Source organism: Dyella koreensis (assembly GCF_044904565.1).
Classification (GTDB): domain Bacteria; phylum Pseudomonadota; class Gammaproteobacteria; order Xanthomonadales; family Rhodanobacteraceae; genus Dyella_D; species Dyella_D koreensis.
On sequence record NZ_JADIKD010000009.1, the window covers coordinates 172,562 to 188,445 of the forward strand.

Genomic DNA, 15,884 nt, shown 5'->3' on the forward strand with positions numbered 1-15,884 from the left:
CCACCTACCCCGGAGGCGATCCGTCATGTGGCTGCTGATCCTAGGCCTGGTCCTCTTTCTCGGCATACATTCCATCCGCATCTTCGCCAACGACTGGCGCGAACAGCTGCTTGCGCGGCTCGGCGAAAAGAAGTGGAAGGGCCTCTACTCCGTCATTTCCATCGTTGGCTTCGTGCTGCTGATCTACGGCTTCGGGCAGGCGCGGCTGCAACCGGTGCTGCTGTACGTGCCGCCGATGTGGCTGCGTCATTTGAATGCGCTGTTCACCCTGATCGCATTCATCCTGATCGCCGCCGCCTACGTGCCGAACAACCACTTCAAGGCACGCCTGGGCCATCCGATGCTGGCCGGCGTGAAGACCTGGGCTTTCGGCCATCTGCTGGCCACCGGCATGCTGCATGACGTGGTGCTGTTCGGCGCCTTCCTGCTGTGGGCCGTGCTGGATTTTGTGGTCTCGCGCCGGCGCGATCGCCTGGCCGGCACGGTCTATCCGGCGGGTACGGTGAGGGGCGATGCCATCACCGTGCTGGCCGGCCTGGTGGGCTGGGCGGTGTTTGCCTTCGCGCTGCATGCCTGGCTGATCGGCGTGAAACCCATGGGGTAACGAGAGCGAAAACAAGGGGTGACGGGAGTCATCTACAGCGCGATGCCGGCGCGCGCTAAAGTCACCGGTATCCGAGACCCGCGAGGACCCGATCATGGCCGCCTTTCTGCTCTGGCTGTTACTGCTGGTGTTCTGCTGGCCACTGGCGTTGCTGGCGCTGGTGCTCTACCCCATCGTGTGGCTGATCTCGCTGCCGCTGCGTCTGCTCGGCATCACCGTCACCGCCGTGTTCTCCTTTCTGGGCGCCTTGCTGATGCTTCCGGCACGCGTGCTGCGCGGCAAACCCGCCTGAGCGGTGTGGAGAAACCCAACTCCCCCTCCTGCGAGCGCAATCGCGATCCGATCCTTGCGGTGCTTCGCCAGCATTTCGCCGACCGGCAGCGCGTGTTGGAAATCGGCAGCGGTACGGGACAGCATGCGGTGTACTTTGCCGGAGCGATGCCGCAGCTGAGCTGGCAGTGTTCCGATCGCGCCGAGAATCTCCCCGGCATTCGCCTGTGGCTGGAGGAAGCGGCGTTGCCCAACACACCAGAGCCCCTGGAGCTCGACGTCGGTGGTCACTGGCCAGCGCAACGTTACGACGCCGTATTCAGCGCCAACACGCTGCACATCATGGCCTGGGACGAAGTGGAGGCGCTGTTCGCACACCTGCCGCGGATCACCACCGGCGACGCCCAGCTGGCGATCTATGGTCCCTTCAACTACGACGGCCGCTACACCAGCGACAGCAATGCCGCCTTCGATGAATGGCTGAAAGCGCGCGGCGCACACATGGGCATCCGCGACGCGGCAGAGGTCGATGCCCTGGCTACAAAATCCGGGTTCGATCTGATCGCGGACATCGCCATGCCGGCCAATAATCGCTGCCGGATCTGGCAGCGGCGCTGACATCGGGTGCCAAGCCTGCGTAGCGGTGGCATGATGGCGAGAACTTCTCACGCCCTGCGTACCCTGTGCCGCTGATGCAAGCCATCGACACGCTCACTCCCTGCCCCTGCGGCAACACCGACGGTTATGCGCGTTGCTGCGGGCTGCTACACGAGGGCGCGACGGCGGCAACGGCAGAGCAGTTGATGCGCTCGCGCTACAGCGCTTACGTGCTCAAGCGTGAGGACTACCTTCTCGCCACCTGGCACGCCAGCACCCGGCCCACCACGCTGAAGCTCGGCTCGCAGCAACCCGCGCCCACCTGGCTGGGGCTGACGGTGCAGCACCATGAAAGCGAGGGCGATCATGCCGTGGTCGAGTTCGTGGCGCGGCTGCGCTATGGCGGCGGCAAGGCGCAGCGCATGCATGAGATCAGCCGCTTCGTGCGCGAAGCGGGGCGCTGGTATTACGTGGATGGAAGCTTCCCAGGCGCCTGATCTACGCTCCGCCAAAACCCAAAGCCGTCTCCCCCTCAAACCGCCCGTTCGGCCCAAAGCGCCGCTCGATCATCACGCCCCGGCCATCGTGACCCATCGCCACCACCGTACTCGCACGCGTGCCGTAATGTTCGCCGCGGATAAACGCTGACGACAGCCAGCGTTCGCGCTCCAGGCCCACGCCGGTATCCGGCAGGGCTTCGTCCGGCGCGCGATGCTCGTCGGCCAGCGCTGTGAACAGCAGTGCGAAATCGCCATCGTCCAACGTCGACGCCAGCCACGCTTGCAAGTGCCCGATCAAGGCGCGCGTTTTCGGCCACGGCGTATTGAAATCGGCGTTGGACAATCCATGCACACCGGGCGTGACCATCTGCGCTTTCGGTGCCGGACGGTTGCCGAGATAGAACGCGTCGCTGGCGTCAAAGGTCAGCAGATTGAACGGCCGATAGTCCGCCGCGGTTTGCAGCAGCGACTTTGCATGCATGGCCGCACCCATGTCGCTACGCAGATAGTCAGTCGTCAACAGTCCTCGTGATACGCCCTGTTGCGGATCGCGCGGATCGCGCACATTGGTCACCACGCAGCAACGCCCGTCATCTGTCGCGCCCAGCCAGGTGCCACCGGCTTCCAGATCGCGCCCACCGATCAGCGGTGCATCGCTCCAGCGGGCCAGCGGCGCACTCTGCCGCGCGTGGAATTCATCGCGATTGCCCACCAGCACCAGGCGCCAGCGCGGATGCGTCTGCCAGGCGAAGGCGATCAGGCACATGCGCGACTCCTGCTCAACATGGCCGGCTCGCCGCGCGCCGGATGGCCGCTTGTGCCCAGCGTTTCGCCACTACCGGGCTGGTGGTGCACACCGCGTCGTCGGTCACGGTGGTGACGGCGCGCTCCAATAGCTGGATATCCGCCTCGTGTTGCCGCGCCACGTGCGGGTCTTCAAAGAACAGGACGCGCTGGCAGCGCCGCTCCAGCACCAGGTCCGCGATCTGCGCATCGCCGCCCATCGGGCCGCTCTGATAGCGATGCACCCAGCTCTGTTCCGCCGGCCAGCCGCGACTCCAGGCCAGCTCGTTCAAGCGCTGGCCCGTGGTGCCAGTGGCGACGCGATGCGCAAAGCGCGAGAGCAAATCGAAATACTCCGCCGCATACGCCAGCATCTGCGGTTTCATCGCGTCATGCGCGATCAGTGCCAGCGTTTGCGTTTCCAGCGCGTGGAAACCGTCGGCATTCGGATCGGGGGCGAAGCCGGCGTGGATGCGCTCCAGTTCCACCCAGTCGCAGGCCGACGCCACCGTGGAAATAAACGGCTTCTGATGGATCACGCATTGGCGCTTGAGTGCTACCGCCTCGGGAAACGTCGAAGACGGATTGACCGGGTTGATCAGATAGATGGCACCGTCCAGCACACGGCCGGATTCCGGCAGTCCCACCACTTCCGCCACCAGTTTCATCAGGCCACCCTCGCGCCCATAGGGATAGCGCACAAGGCCGGCATATCCAGCGAGCAGATCAGTGCTGACGATGGCGTCGTAAGTGCGCCCCACCGCATGCAGGCTGATACCCAGTTCGCGTATGCCTTGTCCACACGCGCGCAGCCAGCGGAACAGCGCCGCCTCATCATGGCTATGGTGAAGATAGTTGGCAGCCAGGCCCATACGCATGCAGTTTTCCCCTGAAACTCGTCCATAGAGCCGGCAAGCCGGCGGTCGAGCTACAACGATGGCGAGAAAAGAGCCGCACCACAAGCGATTCAACGCAGGATCGAGTGAGCCGCCGTGATCTTGGGCGGCATGCTTGCCAAGCCGGCCTAAGGCCAATGCAAAACGGCGCGCCGATTACTCGGCGCGCCGTCCCATGCAGATCAGTTCGTTTGCCTGGATCCAGGCCATCGCCCGTCGCGATGCTTACGGCGGGCGATGGAGTATCAAGCTCAGAACTTCACTTTCACACCCAGATTGTAGAAGCGACCCACCACACCGGCCTGCGACCAGGTCGGGTTGTAGTTCGCACCGGCACCCGCATAGTTGGCCGGATCGAACGGCGCTTTGCGGTCAAACAGATTCATGACCGACGCGGTAACGGTGAAGTTGTCGTTGATCATGTAGCTGCCGGTCAGGTCGAAATCGTAGAACGCGCCGACCTTACAGCTCGCCGGGAAGTTGGTGCCGGCAGGTGTGGTGGTCAGACAGTCGCCATCGAACAGACCATTCACGCCCACGTCCGCGGCGATTTCGCGGTAGCCACTGGTGTAGTACAGGGTGCCAGTGACGGTGAGCGGACCGTACTCCAACGTATTCGCCCACGAACCGCGGCTACGCGGCGTACCTGCGCCCGAGGACAGGTTGTACGGTCCCTGGGTACCCACATACGACTGCTTGGTGCCGTCGGCCAAAGTCAGACTCCACTGGAAGATCTGGGTGCCGGTCAGCTCCGTGATGTAGTGGATGTTGTTGTTGAAATCGAAGTGGGCCTGCAGGTCCACATCCATACCCGTGGTCTTCAACTGCTGCGCATTGAGGTACGAGCCGATGAGTTCCGACGGACGCGGCTGCGCATTCGGATGATCGGGATCGGGCAGGTCCGGTGTCACGGTTACGCCGGGAGGCTGCGGGAGACCCGCGTAGTAGTTGGCCAGCGCCGCCGCCGTGTCAGCCTGAACGATCAGGTTCGACTTCTTGATGTTGTAGTAGTCGAACGAAGCGTTGAGCCAGCTGGTCGGCTGGAACACCACACCAAAGGTGAAGCTCTTGGATTTCTCCGGCTTGATGTTCTTGTTCGCCGTGGTGAATTCCGACAAGGCATACGGAATGGTCACGTAGGGGCTGCCGTTGTGCAGTGCCTGGAACGCCGGCGGTGGCGTGTAGGTCACGAAGCCCTGCGTCGAGCTCGAACCGTTCTCGGCGAAAGCCGGCGCGCGGAAACCCTTCGAGTAGGTGCCGCGCAGCGCGACCCAGTCGAATGGCTTGTACTTGAAGCCGACCTTGGGCGAGAAGTTGTTGCCCGCGTCGGTGTAATGGTCGAAACGGCCCGATGCATCCACTTCCAACTGCTGCAGCAGCGGCATGTCGAATTCGACGTAGGCACCGCTTACTTCGCGGCTGCCCTTGGTCTGCGCATTGCCCAGGCCCTGGAATTCGAAGTTCGGGTTAAGTGTGGGATCGTTCTGCGCTTCGTGGCGGAACTGCGCACCCAGGGCGATGCCCATCGGGCCACCGGCCATATCCCACAGGGTGCGGCTGGCACTCAGGTCCAACGTATCCATGTCGGAGGTGGAGGTCTTGCTGTAGCCCGGGGCCAACGCAGAGCGTACTGCCGACGAGTTGCTTCCGGGATTAGCGAAGTTGTACGAGCCCTTCGCGACCGCGTCGAGCAGCGCGGTGTAACTGATGAAGCCGTACTGCGTGGTGTTCAACCAGCTGTGGTTGAGCACCAGAGCGGCTTCATAGTTCCAGTCGGCAACCTGACCGGAGACATCGCCAATGATGCGTGCGGCGTGATTGTTGTAGTTGAAGCCCGAGGGGATATCGCCGAAGTTGTAGCTGATGCGCGCCGGCACCGCGAACGGGTTCGACGGATTGCCCACCGGCAGCGTGATGTTGTTGGTGTTGTTCGGCGTACTGGTCTGGATCGGCCTCGGACCACCCGGTGCCCAGGTCTTCGCCTCCATGAAGCTGGCGTCCATGTAGGCCTTGGTGGTGTCGTTCAATTTGACGGTGAAGCGTCCCGACACACCGCCCTGCTCCATCGCCGGCTGCAGCGTGCCGAACTTGTTCACGCCATCGAAGCGACAGTAGCTGCCGGTGTCATCGGTGATCTGAGGGCCTGTGGTGCAAGGCATCAATGGCTGCCACAACGAACCAGGGGTATTCGGCCTGATCGCGCCATTCGGACCGCCATTGCGCGCCGCAGGGCCACCCAGACCCGGGCCGCCGAGCGAGCTGAGGTCGCCCGTATTGAACGGGAAGCCGCGCTGACTCGTCCTGATCGAATTGTCCTTCTGGTACTGCACGCTCATGTAGGCGTTGTAGCGATCCTTGTCCAGATCGCCACCGCCGGCCAGCAAGGTGGCTTTGCGCGTGAAGCCGCCGCCGTGCTGCGAGGTACCGAGATCGACCGTGCCCATGACGCCTTTGAAGCTCGGTCGCATGATGATGTTGACCACACCGGCGATCGCGTCGGCGCCGTACAGCGACGAAGCACCGTCCTTCAGTACCTCGATGCGCTCGACCGCAGCCAGCGGAATGGAGTTCAGGTCGACGAACGAACGCTCACCGTCATCCGCCACCGGATAACTGGCGAGGCGATGGCCATCGACCAGTACCAGGGTGGAGTTCACCGTCAGGCCACGCAGCGCGACGCCGGATGAGCCTGCCGCAAAACCGTTGGCGAAAGCGTTCGGGATCGAACCGCTGTTGTCGGCGGAGATCGAGCGCACTACATCAGACAGCGTGGTGAGACCGCTGCGCGAAATCTGCGTGGCGGTAATCACGGTCACTGGCGAAGGCGTCTCCACGTCAATGCGGGGAATCGCCGAACCTGTCACCGTAATGGTCTGCAATTGTTTCGCCTGGTCTTGCGGCGGCGGATTGGACGTTTGTGCAGGGGCCGTGCTTTGAGCGAATACCGCGCTGGCGGGAGCAAGCATTAATCCAGCCAGAGTCAAGGCAAGCTTGTTGCGCTTCATGGGGATAGCCTCTCTTTGTAAAGGGCCTGCAATACGCCAGTTAATCGTCAGCGATGTGTGGGGGCGCGCGATTAACAGCGCTCGCTGAATGCTGGCGGAGTGGAGTCTTCCACTTTAAGGTTGGCTTCACAAGTTCCATGACTTTAGTCATAAGTCATTGATGATCGAAACATTTTGCGATTACCACGGAAGCGTTTTTCCCTGCTCCTTCTGCCAGAAAGGCGGTTATCGATAATCCGATTGAAAATACACTTCTTATAACGATCTAAATCCAACAGCCATTACTTGCGCATGTGATTTATGCGTGAAAAACCGGGTTATATGTGCCCTGTTTTCACTAAGCGTGTGGATAAAGCGTCTGCCAGCGCGCCGACTGTCAGCGCAAGAAAATGTCGAGCAGCACAAGATCGCGCCGCATTCCACGCTTAATGAGGACAGCCGAGAGGTGACGCGCAGCGAAGGCGCCTCTACGTACTCTTTACACGCAGCACCCGAAATCGACGAGGCGCCGCTTTCCGCGAGTGGGAAAGCAGCGCCCGGATTAAGCCAGCAAGAGGCTGGCGATGGAGCCTGCAGCCTCGCGGCCGTCGTACACCGCGCGCACGACCAGATCGGCGCCACGCACGTTGTCGCCACCCGCGAAGATGCGCGGATGACTGGTCTGGTGCGGCAAGGCACCGTCAACGCCGGTGGCGACTTTGCCGGAACGCTCCAGCGCCACGCCGTGCGAACGCAGCCAGTCCGGCGGACTCGGCAGGAAGCCGAAGGACTGGATCACCACGTCGGCCTCGATCTCGTACTCGGTGCCTTCGACATTCTGCGGGCGCGCACGGCCATCGCCACTATCGACCAACGCGGTCTCGACGACACGCACCGCGCGCACCTTGCCCTCGGCATCACCAAGGATCTCCAGTGGCTGGCGCTGGAACAGAAATTCCACGCCTTCCTCGCGACTGTATTTCACCTCGCGTGCGGAGCCCGGCATGTTCGCCTCATCACGGCGATACACGCAGGTAACGGAGCTCGCACCGAGGCGGATCGCCGTGCGGTTGCAGTCCATGCCGGTATCGCCACCGCCGAGCACCACTACGCGCTTGCCGCGGAAGTCGAAGGCATGCGGCACCGACTCGTCGCGCAGCAAACGCTCGGTGTTGGCGATCAGGAACGGCAAGGCATCGTGCACGCCATGCAGCTCGCGGCCCGGCAGCTGTGCATCGACATAGGTGTAGGCGCCGGTACCAACGAAGACCGCGTCGTAATCGTCAAGCAACTGGCCGAATTCAACATCGCGCCCGACTTCATGACCAAGCAGGAAGCGCACGCCCATGCCTTCGAGCACATCGCGGCGCGTACGCACCACGCCCTTGTCCAGCTTGAACGGCGGAATGCCGAAGGTCAGCAGGCCGCCGATCTCTTCCTGGCGGTCGTAGACGTCGGCTGCGATACCGGCGCGGCGCAGGCGATCCGCGCAGGCGAGACCCGCCGGGCCCGCACCGATGATCGCTACGCGCTTGCCTGTTTCGCGCACCGCGGAAAGATCGGGACGCCACCCCTGGCGCAAGGCCTCATCGGTGACCCAGCGCTCGATGCTGCCGATGGTGACCGCGCCGAACGCCGTCTGCTCCAACGTACAGGCGCCCTCGCACAGTCGATCCTGCGGACATACACGGCCGCAGATTTCCGGCAGCGGGTTGGTCTCGTGCATCAGGGTGGCCGCTTCCATGATGCGGCCGTCCTGCACCAGCTTCAGCCAGTTGGGAATGTAGTTGTGTACCGGGCAGGCATGCTCGCAGTACGGGTTGCCGCAATCGATGCAGCGTTCCGCTTGCGTACCGGCCTGTGTCGTACCGAAGTCACCGGCGATCTCGCCATAACCCAGCACGCGGATCGCCACCGGCACCGTGCGCGGGGTTTGTCGTTCGACGTTGAGAAACTGGAAGGCCTTGTCAGTCATGGGACGGGGAACCGGGAATGGGGAACGGGGAACGGAGTTCGTTAGGAAAGTCCACGGCGATCGAGCGTTTTCGCTTGATCGACACCGGATGGAACAAACGCCCAAGGCTCTCAACGAACCATCCGTTCCCCGTTCCCCATCCCCGGTTCCCTAGCGCCAGCACCATCACGCCGCACTCCTCAATTCCTCGGCCAGCGCACTCAGGCTGGCCGCCTTCGGCTTCACCAGCCAGAACTTGTATTGCAGGCCGCGGAAGTCGCGCAGGATCTGCCGCCCCCAATCGCTGCCGGTGAGTTCGACGTGACGCGCCACCAGGCCGCGCAGGTGCTGCATGTAATGCTCCATGCCTTCCGGAGAGATACGCAGGATGTCGACCAGCTCGTGGTTGTAGCAATCGACGAAATCGCGCTCGAGGTCGAGCACATAGGCGAAGCCGCCCGTCATGCCGGCGCCGAAGTTCAGGCCGACCTTGCCCAGCACCGCGACCACGCCGCCCGTCATGTATTCACAGCAGTGATCGCCCGCGCCTTCCACCACGGCCAGCGCGCCGGAGTTGCGCACAGCGAAGCGCTCGCCCGCGCGGCCCGCGGCAAACAGCTCGCCATTGGTTGCGCCATACAGACAGGTGTTGCCGATGATCGCGGCGTCTTGGGTAGCGAATGGCGAATCCAGCGGCGGGCGCACTACTATGCGGCCGCCGGCCATGCCCTTGCCGACGCCGTCGTTAGCTTCACCGGTGAGGTCGATATGCACCCCGCCGGCATTCCATGCACCGAGACTCTGACCGGCAGCTCCTTCCAGACGCAGCACGATGGGCTTTGCATCCATGCCGTGATCGCCATGGCGGCGCGCCACGTCGCCGGAAAGGCGTGCACCGATCGCGCGGTCGGTATTGACGATGGGATAGCTGAAAACACCGCCGCTGCCCGCCGCCACCGCTTCGCGCGTATCGCTTTCGATACGCATCGCCAGCGCCGCCTCGTCGCGCATCGGATTGCGCGGCAGGGTGCAGGCGGAATCCACGCTCGCACTCAGGCCGGAACCGTCGATCAGCGGACGCAGGTCCAACTTATGCTGCACCGGGGTGGAACCTTCGACCTGCGCCAGCAGATCGGTGCGGCCGATGATCTCGGCCAGGCTGCGCACGCCAAGGCGGGCGAGATGCGCACGCACGTCTTCCGCGATGAAACGGAAGTAATGCATCACCATCTCGGGCAGGCCGATGAAATGCTCTTTGCGCAGCACCGCATGCTGGGTCGCCACGCCGGTGGCGCAGTTGTTGAGATGGCAGATGCGCAGGTATTTGCAGCCCAGCGCCACCATCGGACCGGTGCCGAAACCGAAACTCTCCGCGCCGAGCATGGCGGCCTTGATCACATCGAGACCGGTCTTCAGGCCACCGTCGGTCTGCAGACGCACGCGTCCGCGCAGATCGTTGCGGCGCAGGGTCTGCTGCGTTTCGGCCAGGCCGAGCTCCCACGGCGTGCCCGCATACTTGATCGAGGTGAGCGGACTCGCACCGGTGCCACCATCGTGGCCGCTCACGGTGATCAGATCCGCACCCGCTTTCACCACACCGGCCGCCACGGTGCCGACGCCTGCATGGCTCACCAGCTTCACGGACACCAGTGCCTGCGGATTGACCTCCTTCAGGTCGTGGATCAGCTCGGCCAGGTCTTCGATGGAGTAGATGTCGTGATGTGGCGGCGGCGAGATCAGGCCGATACCCGGCTTGGCATAGCGCAGCCGCGCAATGGTGGCATCCACCTTATGGCCCGGCAGCTGACCACCTTCGCCGGGCTTGGCGCCCTGGGCGATCTTGATCTGCAGCACTTCGGCATTGACCAGATAGGCCGGCGTGACGCCGAAGCGGCCCGATGCAACCTGCTTGATCTTGGAAGTCTTCTCGGTGCCGTAGCGCGCGGGATCTTCACCACCTTCGCCGGAATTGCTGCGCGCACCCAGACGGTTCATGCCGATGGCGAGCGCTTCGTGCGCTTCGGGCGACAGCGCGCCCAGCGACATACCGGCGGAATCGAAGCGCCTGAGGATGCTTTCGACCGACTCCACCTGATCCAGCGGCAGCGATTGCTCCGCCTCACGCGGCTGCAGCAAGTCGCGCAACGCGGAAGGTGGGCGGTGGTCGACGAAATCGGCGTAGGCGCGATAGTCCGCCGCGTTCCCGGTGCGCACCGCCTTCTGCAGGCTGGCGATCACGTCGGGGTTGTACATGTGGTACTCGCCGCCGTGCACATACTTATAGAGGCCACCCGCGCGCAATGGTTGAGCCTCGTTCCAGGCTTCGGCAGCGAGCAGACGCTGATCGTGCTCCAGCTCGGCGAAACCAGCGCCACCGATGCGCGAAGGCGTACCGGGGAAGCACAACGCCACGACATCCGGCGCCAGCCCCACGATCTCAAACAGCTGCGCGCCGCGATAACCGGCGACAGTGGAAATACCCATCTTCGACAGGATCTTCAGCAGACCCTTGCGGATACCGCGCCGGTAGCTACGACCAATCTCGAAGCGATCATCGGCGATATGCCCTTCGCGTCCCAGCTCGAACAGGCTCTGGTAAGCCAGCCATGGATAGATCGCGGTGGCACCGAAACCGATCAGGCAGGCGAATTGATGCGGATCGCGCGGCGTCGCGGTCTCCACGATGATGTTGCATTGACATCGCAGGCCTTCGTCGATCAGGTGCGCATGCACCGCGCCGGTGGCCAGCAGCGAATGGATCGGCAGCAGGCCACGCTCAGGATAGCGGTCGCTGAGAAACACCAGCGCACAACCTTCACGCACGGCCTGCGCCACTTCGCGGCACAGTCGGCGCAGCGCGGACTCCAGCCCTTCCTCCGGCGCGTACATCAGATCGAAGCGCGGCGTGCTGACGAACTGCGGCATCGCCAGCAACTGACGCAACTTGCGCTGCGACAGGATCGGCGAGTTGATCAGGATCTGCTTCGCGTTTTCCGCGCGCAGGTCGAACACATTGCCTTCCGCGCCGATCTGCGTCACCAGCGACATCACCAGCTTTTCGCGTAAGGGATCGATCGGGGGATTCGTAACCTGCGCAAAGGCCTGGCGGAAACGGTCAAACAGCGGGCGCACCTGGCGCGACATCGCCGCGATGGGTGTGTCGTCGCCCATCGAACCGGTGGCTTCCATCTCCAGTTCGGCCAACGCCTTCAGCACGGACTCGCGTTCTTCGCGCGAGAGGCCGTAGAGCTTCTGATAGCAGCGCAGCTGATCCGCCGGCAGCGGTTCCGCCGCCAGGGTCGGATCGATCAGATCCGATTCCAGATAGCTGACACCGGCGCGCAGCCAGTCGCGATACGGCGCGCGGCGGCGGTTGATGTCGTCGATGTCAGCATCGCGCAGCAGGCGCTGGTTGGTGAAATCCACGGCGATCATCTCGCCCGGGGCCAGACGCCCCTTGGCAATGACGCGCGCGGAAGGCACGTCCCACAGGCCGGCTTCGGAGGCGACGATCAGATGGTTGTCGTCCGACAGTGCCCAGCGTGCGGGGCGCAGGCCGTTGCGGTCGAGCGTGCACGCGGCGTAATGGCCGTCGCACATCACCAGGCCGGCGGGGCCATCCCAGGGTTCGCTGTGCAGTGCGTAGTACTCGTAGAACGCGGCGAGGTCTTCGTCGATGCCTTCGCGCGCGGCGAATGCCGGTGGCACCAGTACGCGCATGGCAGCGATCAGGTCGAGGCCGCCGGCCGTCAGTACTTCCAGTGCATTATCGAGGCTTTCCGAATCGGAACCGGTCTGGCGCACCAGCGGGCCGAGGTCCGACAGCTCCACCAGCGGCGAACGCAGGATGGTTTCGCGCGCCTGCATCCAGCGCCGGTTGGCGCGGATGGTATTGATCTCGCCGTTGTGCGCCAGCAGCCGGAAGGGTTGGGCCAACCTCCATTGCGGTGTGGTGTTGGTGGAGAAACGCTGGTGGAACACCACCGCGTCCGCCACCAGCGCCGGATGCTGCAGGTCCGGGTAGACGCTGCGCAGCTGCCCCGGTGCGGCCATCGCCTTGTAGCCGATCACCTGGGCCGACAAGGTCACCACATAGAAGTGTTCTTCGTCGGCCAGCGCGGTTTCGGTGCGACGGCGGGCACGGAACAGGGCGCGCTCGAAATCGTCGTCGCTGCCGCCCTCGGCCGCATCCACGAACACCTGACGCACGCGCGGACGCGCGGCGGCGGCCAGCGGGCCGCAAGCCTCGGGATTCACCGCGACGTCGCGCCAGCCGGCCACGTGCAGGCCTTCTTCGCGCAGGAAAGCTTCCAGCGTGGCGACCGCAAGCTCGCCGCCGACCGGATCGAGAAACACCAGTCCAGCCGCAAAACGTTTGCTCAGTGACAGTCCTGCCTCGGCAGCCATCGCGGCAAGCCAGGCCTGCGGTTTGTGAATGAGTACGCCGCAGCCGTCGCCGCTCACGCCGTCGGCGTTCACGCCGCCGCGGTGCGAAAGTTTGGCGAGCGCCGCAAAGGCGGTGTCCACAACCCAACTGCTGGGACGGCCGTCGATCTGCGCTACCAGACCAAAGCCGCAACTGTCATGTTCAAACGCGGCGTCGTACAGCGCCGGTGTTCCTGCTTGAGCCATCTTGCCTCCCCGGCCGACGGATTTGCGGGACACGCAAGCCCAGCGGCGCCTGAGGCACCACTGCCACATGCGTGGGTGTGGTTCGACTAGAACACAGTTGGTGCGCCGCGTCAAAGCCATTCGGACGGCCAAATGACGGGTGTCTTTCAGAAGGCGCGCCTGGCAGGCCATACCAGTTGTCGCGCCCCATTCGCGACGCCGGCGAACCGACGCCCGCGCAATCTAAGCAACCACTAAGTCTCGCGTGCCGTCGCGCAGAAAGTTGCGGTATTTCATTTGGGCGGCCATACGGCCATACCAGTTTCTTCGCCACCGTCACACAAGTGCCACGGAACCGTCAAGAAACCCGACCAGCATGGCGCGCTTTAACTCCTTCTCAACACACCGGCGCCCGACATGCACACTCCGAACAGCAAGCTCCGCTCCCGCAGCGGCAAGATGGACCTTCCTGCACTGAGCGCGCTGGCCGCCGGCATTCGTTTGCGCCGCCTGCCCGTACAGCTGCTGTTCGCCGCCAGTTTCTGCATCGCCGGCGCTGCCGCGGCCACCGACCCGCAGGTGACCACCACCCCCCAGGCCAAGCAGCTTGAAGAAGTGGAAGTGCACGCCAACACGGCGACTTCCGCCATCACCCAGGCGCCGACCCAGGCCGATCTGACCATCACCCAGCCGCAGTCGGTGATCGGACTTGATTACATCAGTAACCATGTCGCGCCCACCGCCGACTACGCCGCCATCGCCGGCATCGCGCCGGGCGTCTCGACCATCGGCGTCAGCGGCCCTGGCCTGGGCGAAGCCAAGCAGATGACCATCCGCGGCTTCAACGACAACCAGTACAACGTCACCTATGACGGCATCCCGTTCGGCGACACCAACGACTTCAGCCACCACACCAGCAGCTATTTCCCGGCCAAGATGATCGGCCAGGTCACGGTGGACCGCGGCCCCGGCGGCGCCAGCCAGATCGGCCAGGCCACCTTCGGCGGCACGGTGGCGCTGCGCTCCAAGGATGCGCGCGATGATTTCTCGTTCATCCCCACCGTCAGCTATGGCAGCTACGACACCACGCTGACCCATCTCGAGCTCAACAGCGGCCGTATCGACAGCCTCGGCGGCGGCAAGCTGATCGCCAGCGCGCAGTACAACGATACCGACACCTTCCGCACCAACTCGCCGATGAGCCGCAAGACCGGCTACATCAAGTATGTGCAGCCGGTGGGCAGCAGCACGGAGGTCACCTTCCTCAGCAACTACAACTACATTCGCTTCAACAACCCGGACAAGACCGACCTGACCCAGCAGCAGATCGACACGCTGGGCCGCAACTTCGGCCTCAACCGCGACCGCACCAGCACCGACTGCTATTGCTACAACTACCAGACCAAGCAGACCGACCTGGAATACATCGGCGTAAGCAGCGCGCTGAGCGACACCTGGCAGCTGGACAACAAGCTCTACACCTACGCCTATAACAACGACAGCCATGAAAGCCCGTACGTGGGCACCGGCGCGTCCAAGACCAACATGGGCGGCTACAACAAGATCAACAATTACCGTGCGTGGGGCGACACGCTGGAAACCACGCGTACCGACGAGCACGGTCAGCTGCGCCTGGGCGCCTGGTACGAGTACATCGACAACACCCGTTACAGCGTGGCGCTGGACTACGGTCTCGGCGGCATCCACGACGTGAAGAAGGGCAAGCCCGATAGCAGCGCGTACAAGTACACGATGATCGATCGCCTGCGCACCACACAGCTCTACGCGGAATACGCCTGGCGCGTGACCGACCAGCTCACCCTGACGCCGGGCATCAAGTACGACCGCGCCACCCGCTATATCGACGCGCCGATCAACCAGACCACCAAGCTGCCGCTCTACTACCAGCAGACCTGGCACAAGCCGCTCGGCTCGCTCACCGCCAACTACATGCTCACCAGCGAGTGGAGCGTGTACGGCCAGGCCGCGCAGGGTTTCCTCACGCCCAACCTCAACCAGTTCTACGTGCCGAATCCGGGCGAGAACAAGGTCGCGCCGCAGAAGACGATGAACTACCAGTTCGGCACGGTCTACAAGACCGACCGCTTCAACGCCGATGCCGACGTGTTCTACATCGACTACCAGAACTTCCCACTGACCGCGGTCGATCCGGTCACCCACGACCCGATCTACGCCATGGCCAAGGGCGCCACCATGCGCGGCGCCGAAGCCGAAGCGACGTACTACATGGGCGAGGGTGTGAGCCTGTACGCCAACGGCTCGCTGATCGACGCCAAGTTCAAGAACTCCAACCTGCGCATGCCCACCGTGCCGTCGGGCACCGCGGCCCTCGGCTTCCTCTACGACATCGGCGGCTTCTTCGGCTCGCTTACCGAGAAGTACATCGGTGGCCAGCGCGTCTACAACAGCGATTTCAGCCCGGACATCGCCTCGTCGGTGAAGGCCACCGGCCACACCACCGGCTGGTGGCAGTCCGCGCTCAGCCTCGGCTACGGCCAGAACGTCAGCGGCTCGTTTATCAAGAGCTACAAGATCCGCCTGCAGGTCGACAACCTGTTCGACGAACACAAGCAGGTGATCGACGCGATCAAGGGCACCACGCCGTACTACCTCGTGATCCCGGGCCGCAGCTGGTTCGCCTCCGTCTCCCTGGCCCTCTGACCT

10 protein-coding genes are annotated in these 15,884 nt (G+C 63.6%); 5 read left to right on the top strand and 5 right to left on the bottom strand.

The window, feature by feature from the left end; genetic code table 11:
- Positions 1 to 25: 25 nt before the first annotated feature.
- The 4 genes from ISS97_RS08215 (at position 26) to ISS97_RS08230 (ending at position 1,968) form a co-directional block, all read left to right on the top strand.
- On the top strand, positions 26 to 604 hold the full coding sequence (locus ISS97_RS08215; protein ID WP_379985322.1) for an NnrU family protein: 579 nt from the start codon (positions 26 to 28) through the stop codon (positions 602 to 604).
- Positions 605 to 698: 94 nt separating this feature from the next.
- Positions 699 to 896, top strand: a complete 198-nt coding sequence (locus ISS97_RS08220) for a hypothetical protein (protein ID WP_379985321.1) — start codon at positions 699 to 701, stop codon at positions 894 to 896.
- A gap of 5 nt (positions 897 to 901) precedes the next feature.
- On the top strand, positions 902 to 1,492 hold the full coding sequence (locus ISS97_RS08225; protein ID WP_379985320.1) for a DUF938 domain-containing protein: 591 nt from the start codon (positions 902 to 904) through the stop codon (positions 1,490 to 1,492).
- Positions 1,493 to 1,566: 74 nt separating this feature from the next.
- A complete protein-coding gene (locus tag ISS97_RS08230) occupies positions 1,567 to 1,968 on the top strand; it encodes a YchJ family protein (RefSeq protein WP_379985319.1) in 402 nt (133 codons plus the stop codon).
- A gap of 1 nt (position 1,969) precedes the next feature.
- Here ISS97_RS08230 and ISS97_RS08235 read toward each other — a convergent pair whose 3' ends face one another.
- The 5 genes from ISS97_RS08235 to gltB form a co-directional block, all read right to left on the bottom strand.
- A complete protein-coding gene (locus ISS97_RS08235; protein ID WP_379985318.1) occupies positions 1,970 to 2,737 on the bottom strand; it encodes an NRDE family protein in 768 nt (255 codons plus the stop codon).
- 13 nt (positions 2,738 to 2,750) lie between these two features.
- Entirely contained in the window at positions 2,751 to 3,632 is an 882-nt protein-coding gene (locus tag ISS97_RS08240; RefSeq protein ID WP_379985317.1) for a methylglyoxal synthase, read from the bottom strand.
- Between the two features lie 269 nt (positions 3,633 to 3,901).
- Positions 3,902 to 6,655, bottom strand: a complete 2,754-nt coding sequence (locus ISS97_RS08245; protein WP_379985316.1) for a TonB-dependent receptor — start codon at positions 6,653 to 6,655, stop codon at positions 3,902 to 3,904.
- Positions 6,656 to 7,196: 541 nt separating this feature from the next.
- Positions 7,197 to 8,609, bottom strand: coding sequence for an FAD-dependent oxidoreductase (locus ISS97_RS08250; RefSeq protein WP_379985315.1), 1,413 nt, complete (start codon positions 8,607 to 8,609; stop codon positions 7,197 to 7,199).
- Between the two features lie 165 nt (positions 8,610 to 8,774).
- Positions 8,775 to 13,220 (bottom strand): glutamate synthase large subunit, encoded by a 4,446-nt coding sequence (gene gltB / locus ISS97_RS08255; RefSeq protein ID WP_379985314.1) that lies wholly within the window; start codon positions 13,218 to 13,220, stop codon positions 8,775 to 8,777.
- A gap of 396 nt (positions 13,221 to 13,616) precedes the next feature.
- Here gltB and ISS97_RS08260 point away from each other — a divergent pair, with 396 nt between their 5' ends.
- Positions 13,617 to 15,881, top strand: coding sequence for a TonB-dependent receptor (locus ISS97_RS08260; protein ID WP_379985313.1), 2,265 nt, complete (start codon positions 13,617 to 13,619; stop codon positions 15,879 to 15,881).
- Positions 15,882 to 15,884 lie beyond the last annotated feature (3 nt).